Genomic DNA, 22,982 nt, shown 5'->3' with positions numbered 1-22,982 from the left:
CGGGATCTAAAAAGCCACATCTATTTTTTTGTATGGAGTTGCTCGCAGAGCAAGCTATAAAAAGTGGTGTGAAGTTTACGCGTGGTACTTGATTAGTAATCATGTTCATTTGTTGGTTGGCCCTCAAGAGCAAAGTAGTGCGGGCTCGCTTATGAAGGGGATAGGACAGAGATATGTTCAATTCGTGAATCGTACATATGGGCGCAGTGGAACTCTATGGGAGGGGCGCTTTCGTTCATACTTTGTCCAAAGTGAAATTTATGTTTTGGCCTGCTGCTATATAGAAATGAATCCTGTTTGGGCAAAAATAGTAGCGCATCCGGCGGAATATCGTTGGCCGAGTTATCGTGTTGACGCACAATCAGAATTTTCATATTTTATTACCTCGCACTCTCAGTATCTGTCGCTTGGAGGGCTAAATACATCGAACGCAGAAGCTTGCAGAGAGCTTTGTAGAGGCGAGTTGGGTGTGGGGATGGTTGACCAAATTCGGGCCGCCACCAATGGTAACTATGTGCTTGGTGGCTCGCGATTTGCTGCTGAAATTGAAGCGATGATCGGACGCCGAGCTCAACGTGGCCACCCGGGACGTCCGGGAAAACGATCACTGTCTTAGTTGGAAAACGTAGTCTGCCCCCCCCGTTACACTCCACAAGCATTGCGATTTTCGTTGGGGCAGCGAAAGACTGGGTCAGGCCACGATTATGGAATGGACCGATTATAGGTGAATTCAAATCGTGGTCTGTTTCCCGGTTTCCGACCCGAGGGAACCCAAAATCTTCTCCCAATGCCTGCGCCTCTTGGCGCACCTCCGCTCGCAACGCATGCTCAACTTTCGCCAGGGTTTTTCGAGAGGTTGCGCCACATCCGCTGCGTTAGTTCCAGACCTAGCCGCCACAGCGACAACACCATCGCCAATCTATGCATCTATTCCGTAACATTTTGTTGCGTGCCATAAACAAGTTTCGTTACCATAGTCTGGGTGATGGCGATCTGCTATGCAGTCTGGGCACACTGAGGGTGAGCTGTTGTAAAACGCAATGAGTAAGTAATGCTAGGTAGATTAAACATTCGAGAGCGTTTTATATATTTTGATCCTCTGGGTCATTGAAGGATGCGGAGTGCGTAGATGATCGCTGGTGATGTTGCTGTGGCAGATTTCGTGCAGTTGCTTGATGTCGCTATTTCCATTGCGGAAAATAATAAATTCGACACTAAAGATCCCTTTATTATTCAGGCTGCTGAAATGACGATAAAAAGCCTCAAGGGCTTTAGAAAGTTGGCGCTTTCTGGCGGCCTCCCAAGGCCATCCAAATGTGATTTTTCTCAGGCGATGGACCTCGGGTTGAATCGGGAAGTTGGCCAGTGGGCGGTGAGTGGTACTTTGTGTGAAGCAGTTTTTAAAGTTGAAGATTACTATAAAAATTCAATGTAAGTATGTTTGGGTAACTTGCGCCCGGTGCAGCATTGAGTCCTCTCGGGTGCTTCATCGTAGGGTGACGCACGGGGCGCCTGAGCTTTCCTGATTGGTACGGAGCCTCCGTTAAGCCAAGCAACCACCACCATTCGTCCTCATCGCGTAACATCCTGTTGCATCCCATGACACTATATCGCTACCATGGCAAAATCATGGCGATCTGCCATTTAGGCTGAGGCGCGCCCAGAGTGCACCTTGAATCAAGTTCAGTTGGGGTTATGGATGACGCAGGATTTCATGCTCTACGCGCTCAAAGAAGCGCTCCTGACCGCCGCAATGGTGGCTGCTCCCTTGCTGCTCGCCATCCTGATCGTCGGCCTTTTGATCAGCATTCTCCAAGTCGCGACCCAGATTCAGGAAATGACCCTGACCTTCATCCCCAAGCTGATCGTGACGGTAGTCATGCTGCTGGTTTTTGGCAGTTGGATGCTAACGGTCCTCAAACAATTCGCACTCAGTGCATTAACTCAGGCCGCTGGCTTCTAGCATTGTTTGTGTGTGATTTGTGCTGACTTCTTTTTTTCTCAATGCGCTTCTCGTGTCGGTCAGGTTGATTCCGCTCGTGGTGGTGTCGCCTGTGCTGTTCTTTTCGCGTATTCCGTTGACTGTGCGATTGCTTCTGGCACTCGCGTTGGCCGCCGTGTTGACCAGTAGCATGACAGTCACGACTACGCCCATCTTCACATTGCCCGTGTTGCTGGGGGAGTTGTCGCTGGGTGTGCTGATGGCGTTCGGTTTTCATGCGGCTCACGCCGGGGTTGATATGGCCGGTAAGTTGGTGGATACCCAGATTGGCCTGAATGCGGTGGGGGTCTTCGATCCGGGCACTTCCAATATGACTGGTTTGGTGGCTGAGTTGCTGGCGTGGTCATTAGGTGCTCTGTTTATCGTGCTCAACCTGCATCACGATCTGCTCAGGGTGTTTGCTCAGCTTCTGGTTGCGGTGCCGCCCGGCAGTGTTTCGCTTTCCACGCTGTCCCTGTCGTTGGCAACGATCATGACTCAGCAGTTTCTGTTGGCGTTCATGATCGTTGTGCCCGTCATACTTGGGTTATGGCTGATCGATATCGCGTTTGCGTTTCTGTCTCGCTCCATGCCCCAGGCCAATGTCTATTTTTTGTCCTTGCCCCTCAAGCTGGGCGTGGGCGTGTTCATTTTTATCCTGACCCTGCCGATGATCGTGCAGCGCCTGCCGCTACTGATCGAACACGCCTTGCAATTCGCCCTTGCGCCGGCAGGTGTTCAATGAGCGATCAGCAGGACAAGAGCGAAGAGGCCACGCCCTATAAGCTCGAAGAGGCACGCAAGAAAGGGCAAGTCCCTCGCAGCCCCGATCTTTTGTCCTTCGTCATGCTGTTGACATTCCTGATGGCTTTCTCGGCCATTGCCTATCCGTTGGCCAGCGTCATCGCCTCTCATACCCATTGGTGGCTGGGTAATGCCGGGCAGTTGGGGCAGGGCTTCGGTTTTCTGGGCGAGCAGGGTGGGTACAGCGTGCGGCAGGTGGTCTACGGTTTATTGCCGTTGATCGGTGCGCTGATTCTGGTGGCGATCCTGACCAACCTGCTCTTCAGCGGCCCGGTCTTTTCGATGACGGCGTTGAAGCCTGACTTCAAGCGACTCCACCCGATCCAGGGGCTGAAGAAGATTTTTTCTCGTCGCATGTTCGTCGAGCTGATCAAAGTGTTAGTCAAGGGTGGGTTGTTCGCGCTGGTCCTGTATTACCTGTTTCAGAGTCTGCTGCCGCAGCTGTTGGGCATGGCGACGATATCGCCGCTGGAGTTGCCTCAGGCCAGCAAGCAGCTGTTGATGCAGTTGGGTTTCACGGTATTGGCAGTGATGGCTGCGGCTGCGCTGTTCGACATCTGGTATTCGCGACGCGAATTCGGCCGACAGATGCGGATGAGTCGACGGGAAACGAAAGACGAGCATCGGCGGCGCGAGGGTGATCCCGAGGTTCGTTCCAAGCGCAGGAGTATCCAGCAGGCGCTTCTGAAGAAGGTTGCCGCACTCGGCCAGGTGAAGGACGCCGACGTCATCATCACCAACCCGACCCACTACGCCGTGGCGCTGCAGTACCGGCCCGCGAGTATGCTCGCGCCGAAGGTGTTGGCCATGGGGCGAGGGCTTCATGCACGACGCATTTGTCATATCGCCAGGAAGCACCGGATTCCTGTTTTGCGTCGCCCGCCCTTGGCGCGCACGCTGCATGCCTTGGCGCGGGTTGACTCAGCCATTCCGGACTCGACTCAGACCGACGTGGCGCGGGTTTACCGCTGGGTGATCGCATTGCCTGGCAACAAGGTGCTCGCGCCATGAAACCACTGATGTCGCGGATTTTTTCCGAAGGCAGCGATTTGCTGTTGGCGGTGGCAGTCATCGGAATCCTGCTGGTGCTGTTCACGCCCATTCCGACGTGGCTGCTGGATCTGTTGCTGCTGACCAACTTCGCCGTCGCACTGATGGTGCTGCTGGTGACCTTCGACATCGACAAGCCTTTGAGCTTCTCGACCTTTCCCTCGCTGCTGCTGATGACCACCCTGTTTCGCCTGGCACTGAATATTTCCGCGACGCGGTTGATCCTGACGGATGGGGATGCCGGACTGGTCATCGCAGCAGTAGGGACTCATGTCGTAGGCGGCAATTATGTGATCGGATTCGTGGTCTTCCTGATCCTGGTGGTCGTGCAATACGTGGTGGTCACCAGCGGTGCCCAGCGCGTGGCCGAGGTCGCCGCTCGGTTCACCCTGGACTCCTTGCCGGGTAAACAGATGAGCATCGATGCCGATTTGAACATGGGCATCATCGACCAGGACGAGGCCAAGCGCCGTCGTAGCCAGCTGGAACGTGAATCGAATTTCTACGGCGCCATGGATGGGGCGTCCAAGTTTGTCAAAGGCGACGCGATTGCCGGCATCGTGATCATCGCGATCAACATCATCGGCGGCTTGTCGGTCGGCATTCTGCAAAAAGGTCAGAGCTGGGGCGATGCCCTGCATCACTACACATTACTGACGGTAGGCGACGGCATCGTGACGCAGATCCCGTCGCTGATCATCGCGGTGGCTGCCGGGATCATCATCACCCGGGCTGCGACGGATGCACGCCTGGGTCCCGAGTTGGGACGACAGGTCTCGGCCTATCCGAAGACCCTGGTCGTCGTCGCGCTGGTGACTCTCTTCCTGGCGATGATGCCTGGGTTGCCTTTGATTCCGCTGATGATGCTGTTCATGGGGTTTGCTTCGGCAGCCTGGCTTTCCTACCGTCGATTGCGGCGCAAGGTCAATGAAGGCGACAGCCCGGACAGCAGCGAATCGTCACCAGGACAAGAAGGTGAATCAGGTGATGTCTATGCGCTGATGAACACCGATGCGTTCGAGCTACGCTTGAGCACTGATCTGGCTACCCATGTTCTGGCGGCTACCAGTACGTTGAGTTTGCGCATCGACAACCTGCGCAAGCAGTTCGCCAAGGATTACGGTTTTGCCTTGCCGCAGCTCAATGTGCATGCCGACAAGAAGCTCGCCAACGGCACCTATCAGGTCTGTGTGCAAGGGGCGACGATTGCGGCGGGTGAGCTGGAGTTCGATAAGTTGCTGGCGATCAATCCCGGTGGCGTGACGCTGGCGCTCGAAGGGCGGGAGACCAAGGAGCCTACCTATGGCCTCAAGGCCCTTTGGATCGATGTGGCGCAACGCACCCAGGCGCGCACTGCCGGGTATACCCTGGTTGAACCCGATACCGTCCTGTTAACGCATTTATCCGAACTGGCGCGTCGGTATGCGCCTGAGTTTCTCACTCGTGCGGAAACCGAGCGACTGATCGAAAAGAAACGTGCAGGCCTGGGCAGTCTGGTGGATGAACTGGTGCCCCAGGTGCTCAGTTATTCGGACATCCAACGCGTACTGCAATTGCTGCTGCGTGAGCAGGTGTCGATCCGTAACCTTGAAACCATTCTCGAGGTGTTGGTGGACGCCGGACGAAGCCTCAAGAATGCCGAGGATCTCGTCGAGCGGGTTCGCGAACGCCTGGGCGCGGCGCTGTATGAGCGTCTGGTCGACAAGAACGGGGAATTGAACGTATTCACGATCGCGCCGCAGTTGGAGGGTTACATGCTCGCCGCGGCGCGTCCTCGCGAGGGGCTGCAATCGGCGTTGCTGCCAGCCCAGGAGCTGGAACGGTTTGTCACCACCGTCGCACGCGAGGCAGAGCGGCAACTAAGCAGCAACAAACAACCGGTGCTGTTGTGCGCGGCGCCGTTACGGCGGGTCTTACGGGCTTTCATGTCGCGGGCTGTTCCGCACATGGCGGTGCTGTCGGTGAACGAAGTCGGACAGCACGCACGCGTCACCTCGGCGGGCATGATTGATCTGCCCGGCTTCCCCAGTCTGGAGTCCCCATGAGCGACTTGATCATGCAACTGGCTGGGGTCATCCAGCGTGATATCGACAATCTCAAAGCCGTGTCGCAGAACGTCGCCAACGCCAACACGTATGGCTACAAGGCTGAACGCACGTTCAATGTCACGGGGGCCAACGTCATGGGTGCCGATGCGGGCGTCATCGGCGTCAACGCGGGGCTCAATGACATTCAGGCGCAGACCTGGATCAGCACAGACGGAGGCGCACTGCAACATACAGGGCGCGTTACGGACCTGGCTTTGTCGGGGGAGGGCTGGTTTGCGCTGAAGACGCCTGGCGGCGTGTTGTTGAGTCGCGACGGGCGTTTTCAGGTCGACAACAACGGTTATCTGGTGAGCAAGGCGGGCTATCCCGTATTGGCAGACGAAGGCCCGCTGCAAGTCGCGGGTGGCGTATTGAAGGTCGATGCGGGCGGTCAGGTCAGTGTCGATGACCGACCAGTGGGCCGACTGAGTGTGGTGCGCGTTGAGAATCCCCAGCAGCTGCTCGCCGTTGGGGATGGATTGTATGCGACCAGTACGGCGGCCACCCCCGCGAAAAGTTTCGTTGTCCACCAGGGGCTGCTGGAACGCTCGAATGCGGCCATGGGCGCCGACATGGTGAAGATGATGGAAGTGTCACGGCATGTGGAAACGATGCAGCGTGCGCTGTCGGCTTACGACGGCATGCTCAACAGCGGTATCAACCAAATCGGCAAGAACTGATCAGGAAGTGGGATTGTGATTGATTCATTGAGTATTGCCAGCTCCGGGCTGACCGCTAACCAGGCATGGATCGACAGCATCTCGAACAACGTCGCGAACATGCAGACCATTGGGTACAAGCGCAGTCAGGTGGATTTCCACGACATGGTTCGTGAGGTGGGGACGCGTGACGACGGTGGCGGCATGACCGAAAGTTTGCTGACCGGCGCCGGTATCCAGGCTTCTCAGCCAAGCCAGGTATTCAGTCCGGGGACTGTCCGTGAAAGCGGCAATGCGTTGGACCTGGCAATCCAGGGCGATGGTTTCTTTGAAGTCGCGTTGCCTACCGGTGAGTTGGCCTACACACGTGCAGGCCGTTTTCACCTCGACGGCGAAGGTCAGCTGGCAATGCCGGACGGGCAAACGCTGACGGCCGATCTTCGTATTCCGCCGGATGCACGCAACCTGGTGATCAAACAGAATGGCGAGGTCCAGGCGACCATCACAGAGACGGGAGAAATCATTAACGTCGGGCAGGTGCAACTGGCCAATTTCGCCAGTGCCGAGGCCTTGACGAAACTCAGCGACGGTCTCTATCGACCGACGCAGGCCAGTGGAGAGGCCATCTATGCCGAGCCTGGTCGAGATGGCCAGGGCGTCCTGTTGCAAGGGTATGTCGAGATGTCGAACGTCAATCTGATCGATGAGATGAGCGGATTGGTACTGGCTCAGCGGGCGTACCAGATGAATGCGCGATTGCTGCAAGCCAGCGATCAGATTCTCGAAACCATCAATAACCTGCGCCGTTGATCATGCATAGCCATTGGATGGCCGGGATTGGCCTGTGGATCGTCGTCAGTGGCGGCCATGCCGTGGCAGCGACCGGCGTCGATTGCGATGCCGTAGGGCTGACCGGGGCGGTGCAAAGCGTCCAGACACAGCTGGCGACGCAAGAGGTCGAGTTTCAGCTCACGCCTATCGGTGAGCTCCCGTCCATGATCAGGCCGCAGATCAAGGTGTTGAGCCAGGGCATTCGCAGTCGTGTGCCGGTCGCTTTCAGTGGCACGGTGTGCGGCCATGATCGACCCAGTGTGATCACGGTGTGGTTCAAGGTCCACGCCTGGAAACAGGCTTGGGTCTATGGCCGCAACGGTCGGGCGGATCAAGCTGTGGGCGATGCCCAGCCGCGTCTTGAACGGGTCGACCTGGCGACGGCGCAACTGTCGCCCATCGATCTACCCAGCGACATCACCGGCCAGTGGCTGAACCAGTCGGTCAATGCCGGCATGCCAGTGCTCAAGCGTCATCTCAAGGCTGAGCCGCTGGTGTATCGCGATGCTCCGGTGACCGTGGTGGTTTATGGCCCCGGCCTGATGTTGCGCACCGAAGGCAAAGCGTTGCGTCCGGGTGTCTTGGGGGAGCGCGTACCGATCATGCTCGAAGGTGCGGAGTCGAGCCTGTTGGCGGTGGTGGCCGGCAAAGGAGAAGTCCATGTGGAGAGGTGAGGCCCGTATCGCATTGCTCGGCCTGCTGTTGCTGCCAGCACTGGCCTGTGCCCAGAGTCTGATCGATCCCGATGGCTATCGGTCCTTGACGGGCGACCGTCGTGGTTTCCATCTGGGCGACACCCTGACGGTTCTGGTAGTGGAGTCCACCACGGCCCAGAGCGCGGCCGGCACCGGTGCCGACAGCAACACCGATATTTCTGCGCGCACAGGCTTGGACAGCAATACCCATCAAGCGAGCCTGGGCTTGCGGGGCGACACCAATGGCGCTGGACAGACCAACCGCAGTGGACAGATTCGTACAAACGTCTCGGTGCGGATCATCGAGCAGTTGCCCGAGGGGTTGCTGCGCGTCAGTGGCGAGCAACGGGTGACGGTCAATGATGAGAAGCAGCAGGTAAGGATTACCGGCCTGGTTCGGCCGGACGACATCGCCTACAACAACACGGTGCTGTCCTATCGTCTGGCAGACGCACAGATCGACATCGTCGGTGACGGTGTCGTGACCGATGCACAGAAACAGAACATCGTCTTCCGAGTGCTCAAGTGGTTGCGGATCCTATGAAAATGCTTGCCCGAATGCTGCCAGGCGTGTTGCTCGCCCTTTGGCTGCAACCTGTGTCCGCCGATGTAAGGATCAAGGAACTGACGCGTATTCAAGGCGTACGGGACTACTCCATCATCGGCTACGGCCTGGTGGTGGGGCTGGCCGGAACGGGCGATACCGACCGCAACCGCGCCACGCGCCAGTCGCTGGTCAATACCCTGAAGAACTTCAACGTGAATGTTGCCGACGGCGACCTCAATACCCGCAACACGGCGGCGGTAATGGTGACCGGCAATTTGCGTTCCTTCAGTGAGTCGGGAGACAAGCTGGACGTCGAGGTTTCGTCCCTGGGCGATGCGCGCAGCCTGCTGGGGGGCACGCTGCTAATGACCCCGCTGTACGGCCCCGACGAAAGACTCTATGCCCTGGCACAAGGGCCGATGTCGGTCGGCGGCTACGTCTTTGAAGCCAATTCCAACTCCGTCCAGAAGAATCATCCGACGGTCGGGCGTATCCCGCGGGGTGCCAGCGTCGAGCGTTCGGCCTTCTCCGAAAGTGACGAGGTTTCGAGGCGTCTGGTGCTGATTCTGAATGAGCCCGATTACACCACTGCGCAACGTATCGCCGACGCCTTGAGTCGGGAACTGGGAATTCCCGGCGTGCGTGTCGTGCATGCTGCAAAAGTCGAAGTGCCCGTCACGCCTGGTATGACCGTTCCCCGATTGATATCGCGAGTTCAGGACGTTTCGGTGGCGCCGGATTATGCCGCCCGGGTCGTCGTCAATGAGCGAACCGGCACGGTCGTGGCAGGTGCCAATGTCCGTTTGGGCGAGGTGAGCATTTCCCAGGGGGCGTTGAGCGTCGTGATCAGTACAAAATTCCAGGTATCACAGCCTTCCTGGGTTGCACGGACCGGGCCGAGCGTTGGGACGGTGGTCGTGCCGGACACCGAGTTGACCGTGAACGAAGAAGAACATGGCCCGGTGAAACTGGCCGAGGGCGCGACGGTGGGAGATCTGGTCAAGGCCCTCAATCAGGTTCGATTGAGTACGCGGGAAGTGATCACTGTGCTGCAAGCCATCAAACAGGCGGGCGCTTTGCACGCCGAACTCATTGTGCAATAGGGGCGAATGATGTCAGCCGATATGAATCTTGCGATTGAGACTGTTCGCTTCTCCATGAGCCTGGAGCAATTGAGGGCTAAGGTCGCGGCACACAATATTGCCATGGCCAACGTTCCTGGAGGCAAGGCCATGCGCCTTAACGGCTTCGAGCCGATGGCGGCCCTGCGTGGCCTGTATAACGATCCCGAACTGTTCGGCCAGGCGTTGCGCTCGCTTCAGGACAGTGAGTTGACGCCCTATCTGCAAAGCTACACACCGGCGTCGCCTCTGGCACTGGATGGTGAAGTCGCGCAGATGTCCGCCGCCAGTGGTCGCTATCAGGCTCTGGCTGATGGCGTGTCACGCCAGTTCGCATTGATGCAACTGGCTGTGCGGGGAGGTCGCTGAGGATGCCTTTGGACAATATCAGCGAGGTCGTTCGCGGGAGCATGGCCTATGAACGTTCAAGGGCAGAGGTTGCCAGCTACAACCTGGCAATTGCCAATGTGGCGATAGGTCCCGGCGAGCGTTCGCCGCTGCTCAGTGTTTCGCCCCCAACCAGTTTTGCCGGGCAGCTGGGATTGAAGCAGCCGCTCGTCCATGCCCAGGCGCTTAGCGATTCGCGTTTGGTTCATGATCCGGCTCATCCCATGGCCGACCAGAACGGCATGGTGCATTACCCGAACATCGAAGCCGCCAGGGAGATGGCGACCCTGGTTTCGGCAACCCGTGCCTATGAAGCCAACATCCGCTCTTACAACAGCTTGCGCGAAATGACGCTCAAAGCCTTTGAAATTGGAAAGTGACATGACCGCCGCCATCGCGCCTATTGCATTAACCACCGACCTGTCAGCGCCTTCTGCCTTGGTGGACGGGCCGACGGGGGCCCAAGGTACCGATTTCGTCGGTCTGTTGAAATCGGGTGCCACTCAATTGAGCGCACAAACCGGACAGGCCAGCGAACTGCTGTCGGCTTATGCGTTGGGTGAAAATATTGCGCCTCACGACCTGGTCATGGCCATGGAACAGGCGAAGCTGTCGTTGCAATTGGCCGTAGAAGTGCGAAATCGCCTGGTGGATGCCTACCAGGAACTCACACGGCTGCAGATATAAACCATGGAGAATCGACCGGTGTCCTCGTTTCTTGCGGGCCGTACCCGCGTATTCCTGATAGGCGCCTTGCTGATCGTCTGCCTGTTGGCCGCATCGGTATGGTGGGTGATCCGCCCGCAATATGTTGCGCTGTACCGAAATGCCGACGAAGCATCTCAAGCGCAGATTCTCGCCACGCTGAGCCAGCGCCACGTGCCTTACCGGATCAACACGCAGCAGGGGGCGATCGAGGTCCTGGCTGATCATGCCGCATCCGCGCGTATGTACCTGGCCGAGGCGGGTATCCCGACACGCGGCGGTACGGGTTTTGAGCTGTTCGACAAAGCCGACTACGGCATGTCTGAGTTCAGTCAGAAAATCAACTACCAACGCGCCATGGAGGGGGAGCTGGCTCGCTCCATCATGAGCATTTCCGAGGTGGAATATGCTCGGGTGCATCTGACCTTCAAGAAAGCCAGCCTCTACCAACAGGCGGAAGAAGCCCCCAAGGCGTCTGTGATTGTTCGGCTGCGCGCTGCTGGGACATTGCTCCCGCAACGGGTCAGGGGCATTCAGCAACTGGTGTCGTCCGCGGTGGAAGGCATGACAATGGAACGCGTATCGGTGCTCAACGAGGACGGCCAGGTACTCAGCGCTTCCGATGGTGCAGCTGCCGCACCGGAACATTTGCAACTGACTGCGCAAGTGGAGCAGGCGTTGAAGCTCAAGGCTGAAGAGCTGTTGGCCCGTCCGCTCGGTCATCGGGGTGTCGACGTATCTGTACGCGTGTTGATGAATTTTGATCGGGTCAAGTCCATCAGCGAGCAACCACTCGTCAACAAAATGCGCCGAGAGAAACGCACGGAGTCCTCTGAGAACTCCAGCGGCGAGTCGACGAGCAGACGTTCCCAGAACAATCGAGAGATCGACTATGAGGTGGGTAAGGCCCGTGCCGAAACGGAGCATGCGACGGGCAAGATCGAACGCATCACAGTTGGCGTGGTGCTGAGTACACCGGTGTCCGATACGCAGATGAAAGACATCCAGGCCTTGCTTGAGGCGGCTTTGGGGCTTGATTCCAAGCGGGGAGATCGGTTGGTGATGGTGTATATCCCCGACATGCCGGTGCCACAAACCCCAGCGGCCGAGCAAACGCCTGCGGAGCCAGTGCCGGCGAGCCATGCCGACGGGCCTGCGACTATCAACGAAGATGCTTCACCAGCCTGGACCCGGTGGCTTGTGATCGGCTTGATGGTCTCCCTGGCGGCTATCTTGCTGGTGTTTTTGGCGAAAGGCCGTAGCAAGAGCGTTTCTGTTCCGGTAAAGGCGCCGCGACTGACTTCGGTCGAGCGCGAGCAACTGCTGGTCGACTTGCGCCGCTGGCTACTGGAGGGGCGTTAACCTCATGGAGTTCTCTGCGCTTCGTAAAGCGGCCATCCGTCTTGCCTGCTCTCACCCTGAAGACCGCGACTGGATTCTTGCACGGCTGGAGACCGACGAGCGTCGCCAGGTCGAGGTACTGCTGGAGGAAATCAATCTGCTGGGGTTGGCGAGCGATCCCTCCGTGGTTGCTGCCGTGATGAGCGAAGGCGCGGCAGTACCTTCGGCCAGCCGCGCTACACCTGAGAATGTGAGGGTCAAGTCCCTGCTGTCGAACGCATCGCATGCCTTTTGGGGGGCACTGGTACTTCAAATGGAAACGCCTGCGATCCGTCGCGAGGTGTTGGGCGGACTGGCCAACAGCACTGACATCCGTCGTTGGGACAACAGGCTTTCCAGGCAGGTCTTGCCGCCAGCGCTGATGCACTGTCTGAAAAACAGGATGGAAGCGCAGGAGGGTGGCGATGAGCAGCAGCCCTAAGTCACCAACCTCTTCCACGGTACTGCGCCAGCCTTCCCGGAACCAGGGTGCTCGACGGCTGCCTGGGCTCGATGCCAATGTCGGGACGAAGAGCTTGCCGGATGAAGGTCACTCTACAGATATCAAGGCGACCTTACGGGAAGCATTCGCGTTGGAGTTTGCGGAAATCGAGCGGGAGAGTCGAGATAAAGGCTTGGCGCAAGGCTTGTCTGAAGGCAGCAAGCAAGCCCGCGAGCAACTGGCTGAAGCCTTGTCCGAGCAGGAGCAACAGTGGCAAAAAAAGGAAGCCACCCTGCGTACCGCGCTCGAAACGGATCGCCTTCAGCTCACGCGACTGCTTGAAGCCCTGGAATCGCAACACCAGCAATTGATGCCGGCAATGGAACCCCTGGTGGGCCGAATCGCGCTGACGGTGGTGACGCGCATGCTGGGTCAGCATGTCGATACGCGTTCGCTGGTCCTCGACCTGGCGAGGCAGGCCATCGAAGAGTACCAGTTGACCGGTCCGCTACGTATTCGTGTTGCCCGGGCGGATTATGAGACGTTGCTTCGATTGGCTTCGGATGACCCCCTATCGGCCTCGTTCCAGATAGACCCGCAGGCCGTCGTTGGCAGTTGCCTGATCGATTTCGAGGGAGGTCAATTGGATGTGGGTGTGCAAACCCAATTGACCAACGTCTCACTGGTGTTGACGGGGCAGGGGGACAGCCGTGTGGCGGAGGCTTGAGACTCGGCTGCTGACGCGGCTCTCCCAGACCCGCCTTTGCCGGCGGGTGGGTCGTTTGAGCTCGATCCAAGGCATGGTGCTTCACGCGACCGGCCTGGATGTCCGGCTGGGTGAGTTGGTGGACATTCATCCGGCCCGAGGGGGGGATGTTATTGCGGCTGAAGTGGTCGGCTTGCGCAGCGAATTTACCCTGTTGATGCCTTACAGCACGGTAGACGGCTTGTGCCTGGCCAGTGAAGTTCATGCACGCGGAACCCCGTACACGGTTCCCGTGGGGGAGAGTCTGTTGGGGCGTGTCCTGGATGCGACATGTTTACCGTTGGATGACTTGCCTGCGCCCGAAGGGTTGAAGCGAATGCCGCGCTTCGTTGCGCCGATCAACCCGCTGCATCGTTCTCCGATTGACGCCACGCTGGTCACGGGCGTTAAAGCCGTGGATGTTTTCACGCCGCTTGGACGTGGCCAGCGAGTCGGTATCTTTGCCGGCAGTGGCGTGGGGAAAAGTACCTTGCTGGGGATGATGAGCAAGTACGCGCAAGCCGATGTCATCGTGATCGCCTTGATCGGTGAACGCGGTCGCGAAGTCGGGGATTTCATTCGCGACAGCTTGGGCGTGGACGGTTTGAAAAAAGCTGTGGTGATTGCCGCGGCCGCCGAGCAGCCGGCGGTGCTGAGGCGTCAGGCAGCGTACACCGCAACGACCATCGCCGAGTGGTTTCGTGCGCAAGGTAAACATGTGTTGTTGATCATGGACTCGATTACCCGTTTTGCCCTGGCCCAGCGGGAGATCGGGCTTTCAACGGGCGAACCTATGGGCAGCCGGGGCTATACGCCGTCGGTATTCGCCTTGTTGCCGCCTTTGATGGAGCGCGCCGGCGCGCTTAATAGGCAGGGCTCCATCACTGGAGTGTATACCGTACTGGTCGAGGGCGACGACATGAATGAGCCAGTGGCTGACCATATGCGTGCCATCCTCGACGGTCATATTGTCTTGAGTCGCACTGTCGCGGCGCGAGGGCATTGGCCGGCCATTGACGTGCTGCACAGCATCAGTCGATTGGCCGGAACCTTGTACACCCAGGAACAGAAGGACCAGGTCGCCCGTCTTCGCTCCGCGCTCGGCAGCTATCAGAACAGCGTGGACCTCATCGAGCTTGGCGCTTATGAGCGAGGCTCACAGCCACTGCTGGACACCATGATCGATTTGAAACCTGAGTTCGATGCATTGTTGCAGCAGGCGTCAAGAGAGCATTGCCCGGCATTGGATGCGTGGGGAATCGTTCTGCAACTGGTCCAGCGACTGGAGAAGGGAGTGAGCCATGCACGATGAATGGCGCAAGTCCCGCCAGTTGGACGCTGCGTCCCGCTTGCGCGCGATGCAGCGGGAAAAAGCAGAGGTTGCCTACAACCGGAGTCTAAGTCAGGCGGCGCAAGCTGAGCGTCTGTTAGGCGAGGAGCAGGTTCGTTATGACGGCATTCGGACTGGTTTCGAAGCGTTGGGGCGAATAGGCGCCACGCTTGATCCTTCCCAACATGAGCAGCGGTTACTGGCGCAGAACGCGGCTTTCCGGCGACTTGAAGCAGCGCATCAAGCGGCTGTCGAAGCACGACAGCTGTCGCACGCAGCCATGACACAACTGCTCAAGTGCAAGGTGAACGAGGATCTGATCGGTAAGGCGAAGGGACGCTTACAGGTCCTGCTTGATAAGGCAGTGCAGGAACAAGAGGCCATCGATATTTTTGATGCCCAGCAAAGCCAGGGAGCCAGACATGGCCGTTAAGGTAGGCGCATCGCTATGGGCCGTGGCGGCGGATCAGCACCGTGCTCCGGTTCGCGAAACACAGGCCAGGAATTTCGAGCAGAAAATCGGGTTGGGTGAGCATCCCAAGACAGCGAACGAAGGCACGGGATCGCAGCGAAACGATCATCTCGTTCCGGAATCTGGACGTCTCCACGTACAAGATTCCGAGCTTGAACCTGGGAGGGTAGTGCGACCGGGTTCAGGCGATGTCTCAAGCTCCGCGGCCGTTGGAACCCTTGAGCTTTACGCGCTGGGTGCGCATGCCGGACATCATCTGTCCTACCTTCCCGATATCTTCCTCATGGGGCAGGGTGCCCTGTGCGTTGCTCCAGTGCAGGTGGAGGAGCGTTATTCAGGGGTATCGACCCCGACGCTGATGACTTCGTCGGGTTCTCCCATACCGGGTGAAATCTTGAACATCTGCGGAAACGGGCAAATCGGCGAACCCGCTGGGCTCGAGTTACAGGAGGCAGAGAGTTCCGCCAGCCAACCACTGTTGAGCTACCTCACTTGGAAATGGCCGGATCGGCAGTTTCATTTCCTGCCACGGGGTAAAGGGCTCGAGTTGTTTGTCCGGGATTATCAATTGACCGCGCAAGAGCGCGATGAACTGATCGAAGAGTTATCCCGGCGGGCTTCATCGATGCCTGAACGTCCCCAGCAGATCTGGCTCAATGGTCAGGAAATCTGGCGGGCCTCGGCTGTTTCGAATGATTACGAAGGTGAACACAATGGCCGTTGAAGCGATTGGCAATGAGCTGAGCTCCACCACCTCGGAGTTGGCCCAAAGCCGCTTGGGGCAGGAAGATTTCATCAAGCTTTTCTTGACTGAGCTGACCTTTCAGGATCCGCTTGAACCCATTAACAACCGTGAATTCCTGGCGCAAATGGCGCAGTTCGCGAATCTGGAACAGACCCGCATTACCAACGAAAACACCAACAACCTGGTGTCCATGAACGCGACTTCGCAATCCCTGGGCCTGTTGGGTCGCCAGGTTGAGGTCAACGTCACCAGCGGTGGGACGGTGATTGGCTCGGTGTCGGCGATTGCATTCTCGTCGACAGGGCCGGTGCTGTCCGTTAAACAGTCCGACGGCTCGGTGCTGACGGATGTGCGCTTGTCACAAATCAAACTGGTCAGGTAGGGGGGCGAGATGCTGCAAGCTTTCTTTAATGGAATGAGTGGCCTGTTTTCCTTCGCCAAGGGGTTGGACAACGTCTCCAACAACGTGTCGAACATGAATACGCCGGGCTACAGGGGGAGCGATACGTTTTATCGTGCCGTCAACGGGCAGGATGGCCAGAGCTTCGGTTCTGGCATTGCCGGCACGGAGGTTCGTATCAAACCGGGTGAGAACCGCCAGACCGGAAACAACACTAACGTGGCGATCAACGGCGCCGGTTATTTCGTGCTCCGCGATGAGCAAGGGGCATTGTCCTATACCCGTGCGGGACAGTTTGAAGTCGATAAGGACGGGTTTCTAGTCGATACCGTCAGCCAGCGCCGGGTAGCAAGTATCGATTCTGCCGGAAACCTTCGAGATATAAACATCAAGGGACAGCGAACCCTTCCCCCAAAAGCAACCACCCGAATCGAGATGGTCGGCGCATTGGCACGTAGTGGCCCTACGGACTCTACCCATCAGATCAGTTCGATTCAGGTTTTCGACGCTTCCGGCGGCAGCCATACCTTGAGTATCAAGTTCGCACCGCAAGCAACGCCTATCAACAGTTGGAACGTCACTGTATCGGATCAGAGCGGTGCCCAGCTGAAAACCGGCACGATAACGTTCGGTGCGGACGGCACCCCCGTTACGGGTTTCAATACCTTGTCCGTTCCCCTGACTGCCAATGGCTCGGTCCAGGATATTTTGCTGGATTTCGGTACGCCCGGGAGCTTTAACCTGGCCTCGCAAGTCGCCAGCGGACCAAGCCATACATTGGGTGCACGGGTGGTCGACGGTAGTGCCATTACCGGCCTGAACAGTTTCTCCTTTGACGAGAAGGGCGTTCTCAAATTTGTCTACGCCAACGGTGAGAAACGTGATGGAAGTCAGTTGGCGCTGGCGGATTTTTCCGATGAAAGTGCGTTGATCGCCGGTGCCAACTCGCTTTATCACCCGCCAGCCTCCATGGACGCGCAGTTCGGGCGAGCAGGGGAGAAGCAGTTTGGTCGAGTTCAAGGGGGCTATCTGGAATTATCGAACGTCGATCTGGCGCAGGAGTTTGGCGACATTCTGATCATTCAGCGCGGATACCAGGCCAGTTCAAGGGTCATGACAGTGTCCAACGAGATGCTGGAGCAGTTGTACAACGGAACGAAAGGCGGCTGATCAATGAGAATGTTGGGATTTGTCGGCGCGATTCGTCTGCGCACAGCGTGTGACCGTTTGCCGCCGGTGGCGCTGCGTTGGTATGAGCGATGGTGTTTCAGTGACGGCCACCAAACGTGTAACGCAAGCTGTTCGGCGTTGAACGATAACAGTGAACTCGCCTCCACACGGGGCTGGTTGAGTGCTGATTCAGTCCATGGTTCGGTCAGCCTGACGGGTGATTGGCAGTCGCTGATATTTGGTTCTTTCTCCCATGACGTGCCGGATGACGAAGTTTCCAGGCACCTCTTGCAGGAAGCTCAGCTCGCATTGATCAACGATTTACTCGAGGCGCTTGGGCACAGTCATGTTTCCCTTTTGGCTGCGGCCCCTCAAAAACCTTACTCGAATGTACTCAGCGCCCAGGTACTGCTTCAACTGTGCGTAGGGCAACTGACGCTACACGTGCTACTGGATGCGGCGCTGCTTAATGCCGGGCTCAAGCCCTTCGTGGCGCGAAATTCTTTGGTCGAGCGCAAGCAGGCGTTAGGCAACGCTCGCGTGAAGTTGTCTGTGTGTTTGCCGATGGCCAGCCTTTCAATTGGCGAAATGCAGGATCTACACCCAGGAGACACTTTGCGCTCCAGTGCGCTGTTATTCGATCCGGTTTCTCTGCAACTGGCCGAGGGCACCGTCGTAGCGGACGGATACCTGGCCAGACAAGACGACCATTTGGCGGTTCAGTTAATTCCCAATACAACATCAGGAGCTCAAGCGTGACTGCAACAGTAGATGCAATTGAACTGGAAGAGGCCACAGCCGTGGCCAGTAGCGGATTGTCACCACTGATAAAGCGGGACATGAATTTGATCAAGCACGTGGTCGTGGAACTGGTGGTCCAGATCGGCAACGCATCCATGAGTGTGGATGAGCTGTTCGCGCTCAAGTCTGGCGACGTGGTCAAGTTACTGGAGCAAGTCCACGAGCCGGCGTCGTTGTGCCTGGATGGCAAGCCGGTTGCCCGAGGCAATCTGGTGGCAGTCGACGATAACTTCGGCATACAACTGACGGAAATACTGTGACGCCTGAAACCGTAACCCAGCCCCTGGCATTACCGCTGAGGCAGGACGATCCGCTGTCGTTCATCCTTGTGATCAAAATTATGCTGATCACGGTTTTATTATTGGCGATTGTCTATGTCGGACTGCGCTGGTACGCACGACGTCACGGGGAAATAGCAGGCACCTCGTCAAGCGCACCGGTCGGGTTGCAATGCCTACGTGCGTTGCGCCTGTCGACCAAGACCAAGGTTTATCTCGTCAAGACAGAAACATCGCAGGTGCTGGTCACGGAATCTTCTAATGGAGCCACAGTGACCGTCCTGTCCGGACACTCCTCATCTTCAGCATTGGATGCTCACTCTTGAAGTCTTCGATGACTTACCGTTTGTGGTTTCCAGTTTTGAGTGGCTTTGCACCGTTCGCGACGGCCGCAGATGACTTCTCGGAATGGGGAAGCTTGCACGTCAACCAGATCCAGTCGCCGATCAGTATCGTTGCCTTACTGACGACGCTGTCTTTCCTGCCGTTCCTGGTCATTGCCCTGACTACGTTCACTCGCAACATTGTAGTGTTGTCGTTGACCAGGCAAGCCCTGGGCTTGCAACAGACGCCACCGAATATTGTGTTGATCGTACTGTCGATGTTCCTGACTCTATTTGCCATGGCCCCCACACTGGAAAAGGCCTATGACGCCGGTATCAGGCCGTTTCTGGCAAACAAGGTGGGACTTGAGGGGGCCGCTGCGCAGGGATGGGGGCCGATTCGTGATTTCATGATCAGGCAGACCCATGAAGAGGATCTGCGACTGCTCTATGACTTGGCCAAGGATCCATTACCGCAAGGGCCGGAAGGATTATCACCGGTAAAACTGGTGCCGGCTTTCATGTTGAGTGAGTTGAAACTGGCCTTCCAGATTGGCTTCATGATCTTTCTTCCATTCTTGATCATCGATCTGGTGGTGGCGTCCATTCTGATGTCCCTAGGGATGATCATGGTACCGCCCATTACCATTTCCCTCCCGCTCAAGATCATGTTGTTCTTGTTGATCGATGGATGGGGGCTGATCGCCCAGACGCTGATGCGTAATCTGGGTTAGGTCAGGGTGAGCCTTACATGACGGCGAATGCCCCATTCAACGAGAGCGATGATGAGCACGCGTTGTGGCGCAACTGGCTGAGCAGCAAAACGGAGGCTGCCAGGAGTGCGTTGTTCTTTTTTTATGGGCAGTGGCTGCGAATGATCGTGGGGCTGTTATACGCTCGCTATCCGCATCCGTTGGCGGAGTGGGGCGATTACGTGAACCTGGCTTCGATTGGCCTGTTGCAAGCCATTGATAGGTTCAACCCCGAATTGGGCACTCGTTTTCAATCCTATGCCGAACCCTATGTAAAAGGTAACGTCCTCAAAGGACTATCCTGTTATGTGAGCGATCAGCGTCGTTATTACCAGGAGCGACTGGAGAGCATTACCGATCTTGAGGATAAGTGGGCGGAAATTGATCTTGAGCAGGTCGCGAATGTTGCGATTGGCCTGGCGTTCGGCTTGTTTCTGGAGTCTGGTATTGTCGACCAGGAGCCCAAAGACAGTAACCCGCTGACCCTTTACGAAGTCGAGCGTGAAAGCGACACGCTGAATGAGTGCGTAAAACTACTCTCGGCGAATGAGCGACAAGTGATCCAGGGCCATTATCACCAGCATTTGAGCTTTACAGAGATAAGTGAGCTTATGGGCGTCTCGAAATCCCGGGTTTCGCAGCTGCATGCCCAGGCACTTAAAAACATTCGAGCCAGCCATGAACGATTGATGGCAGGGGACAGTTGGTAGCCTCTCTGCGTGGTATTTTTTGCGTCTGTCCCCTCCTCCATGTGAAAGTCAGTCCTTGCTGACTCGCGGCGGGTTGTCCTGGCGATAGGTATGGTCGGGTTTGATCACCCATTGTCTGGCCTGCTCGTCCAATTCCTTGCTGTGATACAGATCCAGGCATTTGAGCAGGTCAAAGCGAACTCCTTTACGCTCCGACTCAACCAAAGGGCTGCTGTAATCGCGCGCCAGGAACCGCTCAACCAGAGGGCGACTGGCTTGCGGCGCCTGTTCGAGGTCGAAATAGGTCCAGTCCATCAGCGCGCTGGCGCTGCTGCCGGCGTCCGCGGCCGCTTTGGGTTCACTCTTGTAGGCGGTCGCGATGCAGTCTGCCAGTGCCATGTCTTTGTAGTTCTGTGCGTAGCTGCGCCCGGCGGCCTGTGGCGAGTGGCTCGGGTCGTCCTTGGACCAACTGCTGGAGGGTAGGGATGCCCAAGCCAGGATCAGGGCGGTGGTGAGATATTTCATCAAGGCAAACTCCAGAAATTTGCCCGGTCGGTTTGGTAGTTCACGCCTGGCTCATTGAAATAGCAATGGTCGTAGCACATTTTGCCATCAAACAAAGTGGCATGGCCCTGGGCGTCGTACCAGCCAGAGACCTCAAACAGGATCAGTCCTTTCTTGCCTGCCAGGGGGCCACCGTTCGAGGCCGGATACTTGACCGTCTCGGCGCTTCCCCATTGCTGTTCGAGGTAGTTGATCAGGTTCTTGACGCGAAAGAAGTACCAACGCTTGTCAGCGCCAGACACGGTTTCGCCGCGTATGTGCGGTATCAATGAACCGGAATAATTAAGGATGTAACTCATGCGCACTGCGCAAGTGTTGACCCACCTGAGGGCAGGGTCACGGCTGTTGATATTCGCTGCGACGTTGCCGCCAATGACCGTGGCAACTTTCTGGGAGGGATTGACGGTGTCGTAGATGCGTTGAGAAGCGGCCCATGCACTGGAAAATGACGGTCTGATCATGTGTCGTCCTTGATGTCGAGCTGTAAACGATATGGCGGGGTTTGATCCTTGATGCCGAGTCGATGATGTTTGCATGGGTTTATCGGTGCCGCAAGTGGGACCGACGTTATGTGTAGCCGTCGCGTATCGCATTCCAGAAGGGAGCTAGGCTTGAATGCTGGACAAATTTTCCAGCGCTTACAAACGTACAAACCGGACAGAGCCATAGGAATCGTCGCGAGAAGTAAAACGGCAACCATGGACAACGCCGGGCCCACCGGATGTCGCCTCATCCCACGCAGGTTCCGGCCAAGGCATAGACTGGATATTCCCGCGGTGCCACCAGCACCGCGGGTAGTCAGGCGCGTGTTTGGTTTATCGGGTGCTGTCGGACCCGATGAACGTGACGCCTGCCCGCGCCGTTATCCATCCGACCACCGCAAACAGTTTTCAGGTTCTTTACGCCCGTGTCGACGGTGGCCTTCTTGCAGGAGGGTACGTAATGGACGAGGCAAAACTGAACGAGTTCATGGGTAAGCTGGTGTCCGACATGGGCGCCTCGGCCATGCTCGCCAATGTGATACTGGGTGATGAACTCGGGCTGTACAAGGCCATGGCCGATAGCCAACCGGTGACTCCCGAGGCGCTTGCCTCCAGGACCGGTTGCAACCCGCGGTTGGTTCGGGAGTGGCTGAGCGCTCACGTGGCGTCCGGCTATATGGCGCATCGAGAAGGACAGTTCGTGCTGCCCGAGGAGCAGGCGATGGCATTGGCCATCGAGGACTCGCCGGTGTACGCGGCGGGCGGCGTTATGGTGGTTGCCTCCATGTTCCACGACAAGGACAAACTGGTGGCGGCCATGCGTGGCGATGGCGGGCTGGCCTGGGGCGATCATCACCCCTGTATGTTCAGCGGTACCGAGCGTTTTTTCCGGCCCGGTTACAAAACCTATCTGGTGTCGCAGTGGTTGCCGGCATTGGAAGGGGTCGTGGAAAAGCTCACGGCCGGTGCACGGGTCGCGGACGTTGGCTGTGGGCACGGGGCTTCGACCATCGTCATGGCGCAGGCCTTCCCGGCGTCGCGCTTCGTGGGTTTCGATTATCACGGTCCTTCCATCGTGACCGCCATGCAGCGGGCCAAGGAGGGCGGCGTCGATGAGCGCGTCAGTTTTGCCCAAAACACCGCCAAGGATTTTCCCGGAGAGGATTACGACCTGATCTGCTATTTCGATTGCCTGCACGACATGGGCGACCCGGTCGGTGCGGCGCAACATGCGTATCGGTCGCTGAAGGCAGACGGAACAGTGCTGCTGGTCGAACCCTATGCCAACGACACGCTCGACGAAAACATCAACCCTGTCGGACGACTGTTCTACGCCGCGTCCACCTTTATCTGCACGCCGAACTCGTTGTCCCAGGAGGTTGGGTTGGGGCTCGGTGCGCAGGCTGGGGAGGCGAGGTTGCGGGAAGTTTTCGAGGCGGCGGGTTTCAGACACCTGCGTCGTGCGGCAGAAACGCCTTTCAACTTGATTCTGGAGGCTCGTAAGTAATCGCGTTGGACTCCGCCGTGCATGGCTTTGAAGAC

General features: G+C 57.5%; 30 protein-coding genes. 28 read left to right on the top strand and 2 right to left on the bottom strand.

Annotated elements, in window-relative coordinates; genetic code table 11:
* Positions 1 to 28 precede the first annotated feature (28 nt).
* The 27 genes from LCU97_RS26755 to LCU97_RS05975 all read left to right on the top strand — a co-directional run bounded on the left by LCU97_RS26755 (position 29) and on the right by LCU97_RS05975 (position 20,415).
* Positions 29 to 616: a transposase gene (locus tag LCU97_RS26755; RefSeq protein WP_408636350.1), complete on the top strand. Its 588-nt coding sequence runs from the start codon at positions 29 to 31 to the stop codon at positions 614 to 616.
* A gap of 513 nt (positions 617 to 1,129) precedes the next feature.
* Complete coding sequence (locus LCU97_RS06100; RefSeq protein WP_232775866.1) at positions 1,130 to 1,435, top strand: hypothetical protein; 306 nt, start codon at positions 1,130 to 1,132, stop codon at positions 1,433 to 1,435.
* Between the two features lie 237 nt (positions 1,436 to 1,672).
* A complete protein-coding gene (locus LCU97_RS06095; RefSeq protein WP_408636349.1) occupies positions 1,673 to 1,963 on the top strand; it encodes a flagellar biosynthetic protein FliQ in 291 nt (96 codons plus the stop codon).
* Between the two features lie 19 nt (positions 1,964 to 1,982).
* Entirely contained in the window at positions 1,983 to 2,726 is a 744-nt protein-coding gene (locus tag LCU97_RS06090) for a flagellar biosynthetic protein FliR (RefSeq protein WP_232775865.1), read from the top strand.
* Positions 2,723 to 3,796 carry an EscU/YscU/HrcU family type III secretion system export apparatus switch protein gene (locus LCU97_RS06085; RefSeq protein ID WP_232775864.1) on the top strand — a complete coding sequence of 358 codons (1,074 nt, stop codon included), beginning with the start codon at positions 2,723 to 2,725 and terminating at the stop codon, positions 3,794 to 3,796. The genes LCU97_RS06090 and LCU97_RS06085 overlap by 4 nt, the downstream gene beginning before the upstream one ends.
* Positions 3,793 to 5,880 (top strand): flagellar biosynthesis protein FlhA, encoded by a 2,088-nt coding sequence (locus LCU97_RS06080; protein WP_232775863.1) that lies wholly within the window; start codon positions 3,793 to 3,795, stop codon positions 5,878 to 5,880. Before LCU97_RS06085 ends, LCU97_RS06080 begins: the two co-directional genes overlap by 4 nt.
* Entirely contained in the window at positions 5,877 to 6,602 is a 726-nt protein-coding gene (locus tag LCU97_RS06075) for a flagellar hook-basal body protein (RefSeq protein WP_232775862.1), read from the top strand. The genes LCU97_RS06080 and LCU97_RS06075 overlap by 4 nt, the downstream gene beginning before the upstream one ends.
* Before the next feature lie 15 nt (positions 6,603 to 6,617).
* Positions 6,618 to 7,391 (top strand): flagellar hook-basal body protein, encoded by a 774-nt coding sequence (locus LCU97_RS06070; protein WP_232775861.1) that lies wholly within the window; start codon positions 6,618 to 6,620, stop codon positions 7,389 to 7,391.
* 2 nt (positions 7,392 to 7,393) lie between these two features.
* A complete protein-coding gene (flgA, locus tag LCU97_RS06065; RefSeq protein WP_232775860.1) occupies positions 7,394 to 8,086 on the top strand; it encodes a flagellar basal body P-ring formation chaperone FlgA in 693 nt (230 codons plus the stop codon).
* Positions 8,073 to 8,651, top strand: a complete 579-nt coding sequence (locus tag LCU97_RS06060; RefSeq protein WP_232775859.1) for a flagellar basal body L-ring protein FlgH — start codon at positions 8,073 to 8,075, stop codon at positions 8,649 to 8,651. The genes flgA and LCU97_RS06060 overlap by 14 nt, the downstream gene beginning before the upstream one ends.
* Positions 8,652 to 8,653: 2 nt before the next feature.
* Positions 8,654 to 9,757, top strand: coding sequence for a flagellar basal body P-ring protein FlgI (locus tag LCU97_RS06055; RefSeq protein WP_232775858.1), 1,104 nt, complete (start codon positions 8,654 to 8,656; stop codon positions 9,755 to 9,757).
* Between the two features lie 21 nt (positions 9,758 to 9,778).
* Complete coding sequence (locus LCU97_RS06050) at positions 9,779 to 10,144, top strand: hypothetical protein (protein WP_232775857.1); 366 nt, start codon at positions 9,779 to 9,781, stop codon at positions 10,142 to 10,144.
* Positions 10,145 to 10,146: 2 nt separating this feature from the next.
* A complete protein-coding gene (locus LCU97_RS06045; protein WP_232775856.1) occupies positions 10,147 to 10,542 on the top strand; it encodes a flagellar basal body rod protein FlgC in 396 nt (131 codons plus the stop codon).
* Position 10,543: 1 nt separating this feature from the next.
* The gene (gene fliE, locus LCU97_RS06040; RefSeq protein WP_232775855.1) at positions 10,544 to 10,849 is read left to right on the top strand and encodes a flagellar hook-basal body complex protein FliE; all 306 of its coding nucleotides are present in this window, start codon (positions 10,544 to 10,546) and stop codon (positions 10,847 to 10,849) included.
* Between the two features lie 66 nt (positions 10,850 to 10,915).
* Positions 10,916 to 12,229 (top strand): flagellar basal-body MS-ring/collar protein FliF, encoded by a 1,314-nt coding sequence (gene fliF, locus LCU97_RS06035; protein WP_232775854.1) that lies wholly within the window; start codon positions 10,916 to 10,918, stop codon positions 12,227 to 12,229.
* 4 nt (positions 12,230 to 12,233) lie between these two features.
* On the top strand, positions 12,234 to 12,689 hold the full coding sequence (locus LCU97_RS06030) for a hypothetical protein (protein WP_232775853.1): 456 nt from the start codon (positions 12,234 to 12,236) through the stop codon (positions 12,687 to 12,689).
* Entirely contained in the window at positions 12,673 to 13,416 is a 744-nt protein-coding gene (locus LCU97_RS06025) for a FliH/SctL family protein (protein ID WP_232775852.1), read from the top strand. Before LCU97_RS06030 ends, LCU97_RS06025 begins: the two co-directional genes overlap by 17 nt.
* Positions 13,400 to 14,746, top strand: coding sequence for a FliI/YscN family ATPase (locus LCU97_RS06020; RefSeq protein ID WP_332875337.1), 1,347 nt, complete (start codon positions 13,400 to 13,402; stop codon positions 14,744 to 14,746). Before LCU97_RS06025 ends, LCU97_RS06020 begins: the two co-directional genes overlap by 17 nt.
* Entirely contained in the window at positions 14,736 to 15,197 is a 462-nt protein-coding gene (locus LCU97_RS06015) for a hypothetical protein (protein ID WP_232775851.1), read from the top strand. The genes LCU97_RS06020 and LCU97_RS06015 overlap by 11 nt, the downstream gene beginning before the upstream one ends.
* Complete coding sequence (locus tag LCU97_RS06010) at positions 15,187 to 15,960, top strand: hypothetical protein (protein ID WP_232775850.1); 774 nt, start codon at positions 15,187 to 15,189, stop codon at positions 15,958 to 15,960. The genes LCU97_RS06015 and LCU97_RS06010 overlap by 11 nt, the downstream gene beginning before the upstream one ends.
* A complete protein-coding gene (locus LCU97_RS06005) occupies positions 15,950 to 16,363 on the top strand; it encodes a flagellar hook assembly protein FlgD (protein WP_232775849.1) in 414 nt (137 codons plus the stop codon). The genes LCU97_RS06010 and LCU97_RS06005 overlap by 11 nt, the downstream gene beginning before the upstream one ends.
* A 9-nt stretch (positions 16,364 to 16,372) precedes the next feature.
* A complete protein-coding gene (flgF, locus tag LCU97_RS06000) occupies positions 16,373 to 17,551 on the top strand; it encodes a flagellar basal-body rod protein FlgF (RefSeq protein WP_232775848.1) in 1,179 nt (392 codons plus the stop codon).
* 3 nt (positions 17,552 to 17,554) lie between these two features.
* Positions 17,555 to 18,310 carry a FliM/FliN family flagellar motor switch protein gene (locus tag LCU97_RS05995; protein WP_232775847.1) on the top strand — a complete coding sequence of 252 codons (756 nt, stop codon included), beginning with the start codon at positions 17,555 to 17,557 and terminating at the stop codon, positions 18,308 to 18,310.
* Positions 18,307 to 18,612, top strand: a complete 306-nt coding sequence (locus LCU97_RS05990; protein ID WP_232775846.1) for a FliM/FliN family flagellar motor switch protein — start codon at positions 18,307 to 18,309, stop codon at positions 18,610 to 18,612. Before LCU97_RS05995 ends, LCU97_RS05990 begins: the two co-directional genes overlap by 4 nt.
* Positions 18,609 to 18,956: a hypothetical protein gene (locus tag LCU97_RS05985; protein WP_232775845.1), complete on the top strand. Its 348-nt coding sequence runs from the start codon at positions 18,609 to 18,611 to the stop codon at positions 18,954 to 18,956. Before LCU97_RS05990 ends, LCU97_RS05985 begins: the two co-directional genes overlap by 4 nt.
* A gap of 8 nt (positions 18,957 to 18,964) precedes the next feature.
* Positions 18,965 to 19,687 (top strand): flagellar type III secretion system pore protein FliP, encoded by a 723-nt coding sequence (gene fliP / locus LCU97_RS05980; protein WP_232775844.1) that lies wholly within the window; start codon positions 18,965 to 18,967, stop codon positions 19,685 to 19,687.
* A 17-nt stretch (positions 19,688 to 19,704) separates the two neighbouring features.
* On the top strand, positions 19,705 to 20,415 hold the full coding sequence (locus LCU97_RS05975; protein WP_232775843.1) for a sigma-70 family RNA polymerase sigma factor: 711 nt from the start codon (positions 19,705 to 19,707) through the stop codon (positions 20,413 to 20,415).
* A 48-nt stretch (positions 20,416 to 20,463) separates the two neighbouring features.
* Here the strand turns inward: LCU97_RS05975 and LCU97_RS05970 are convergent, their stop codons facing one another.
* Both LCU97_RS05970 and LCU97_RS05965 read right to left on the bottom strand, forming a co-directional pair.
* Positions 20,464 to 20,919 carry a type VI secretion system amidase immunity protein Tai4 gene (locus LCU97_RS05970; RefSeq protein ID WP_232775842.1) on the bottom strand — a complete coding sequence of 152 codons (456 nt, stop codon included), beginning with the start codon at positions 20,917 to 20,919 and terminating at the stop codon, positions 20,464 to 20,466.
* Positions 20,919 to 21,419 (bottom strand): type VI secretion system amidase effector protein Tae4, encoded by a 501-nt coding sequence (locus LCU97_RS05965; RefSeq protein ID WP_053156667.1) that lies wholly within the window; start codon positions 21,417 to 21,419, stop codon positions 20,919 to 20,921. The genes LCU97_RS05970 and LCU97_RS05965 overlap by 1 nt, the downstream gene beginning before the upstream one ends.
* 481 nt (positions 21,420 to 21,900) lie before the next feature.
* On the opposite strand from LCU97_RS05965, the gene LCU97_RS05960 reads away from it, so the two are divergent.
* Positions 21,901 to 22,947 (top strand): class I SAM-dependent methyltransferase, encoded by a 1,047-nt coding sequence (locus LCU97_RS05960; protein ID WP_053156664.1) that lies wholly within the window; start codon positions 21,901 to 21,903, stop codon positions 22,945 to 22,947.
* Positions 22,948 to 22,982 lie beyond the last annotated feature (35 nt).

Origin of the sequence: Pseudomonas uvaldensis (genome assembly GCF_021271205.1) — a bacterium.
Lineage (GTDB): Bacteria > Pseudomonadota > Gammaproteobacteria > Pseudomonadales > Pseudomonadaceae > Aquipseudomonas > Aquipseudomonas uvaldensis.
This window is presented reverse-complemented; position numbering and strand designations above follow the sequence as displayed.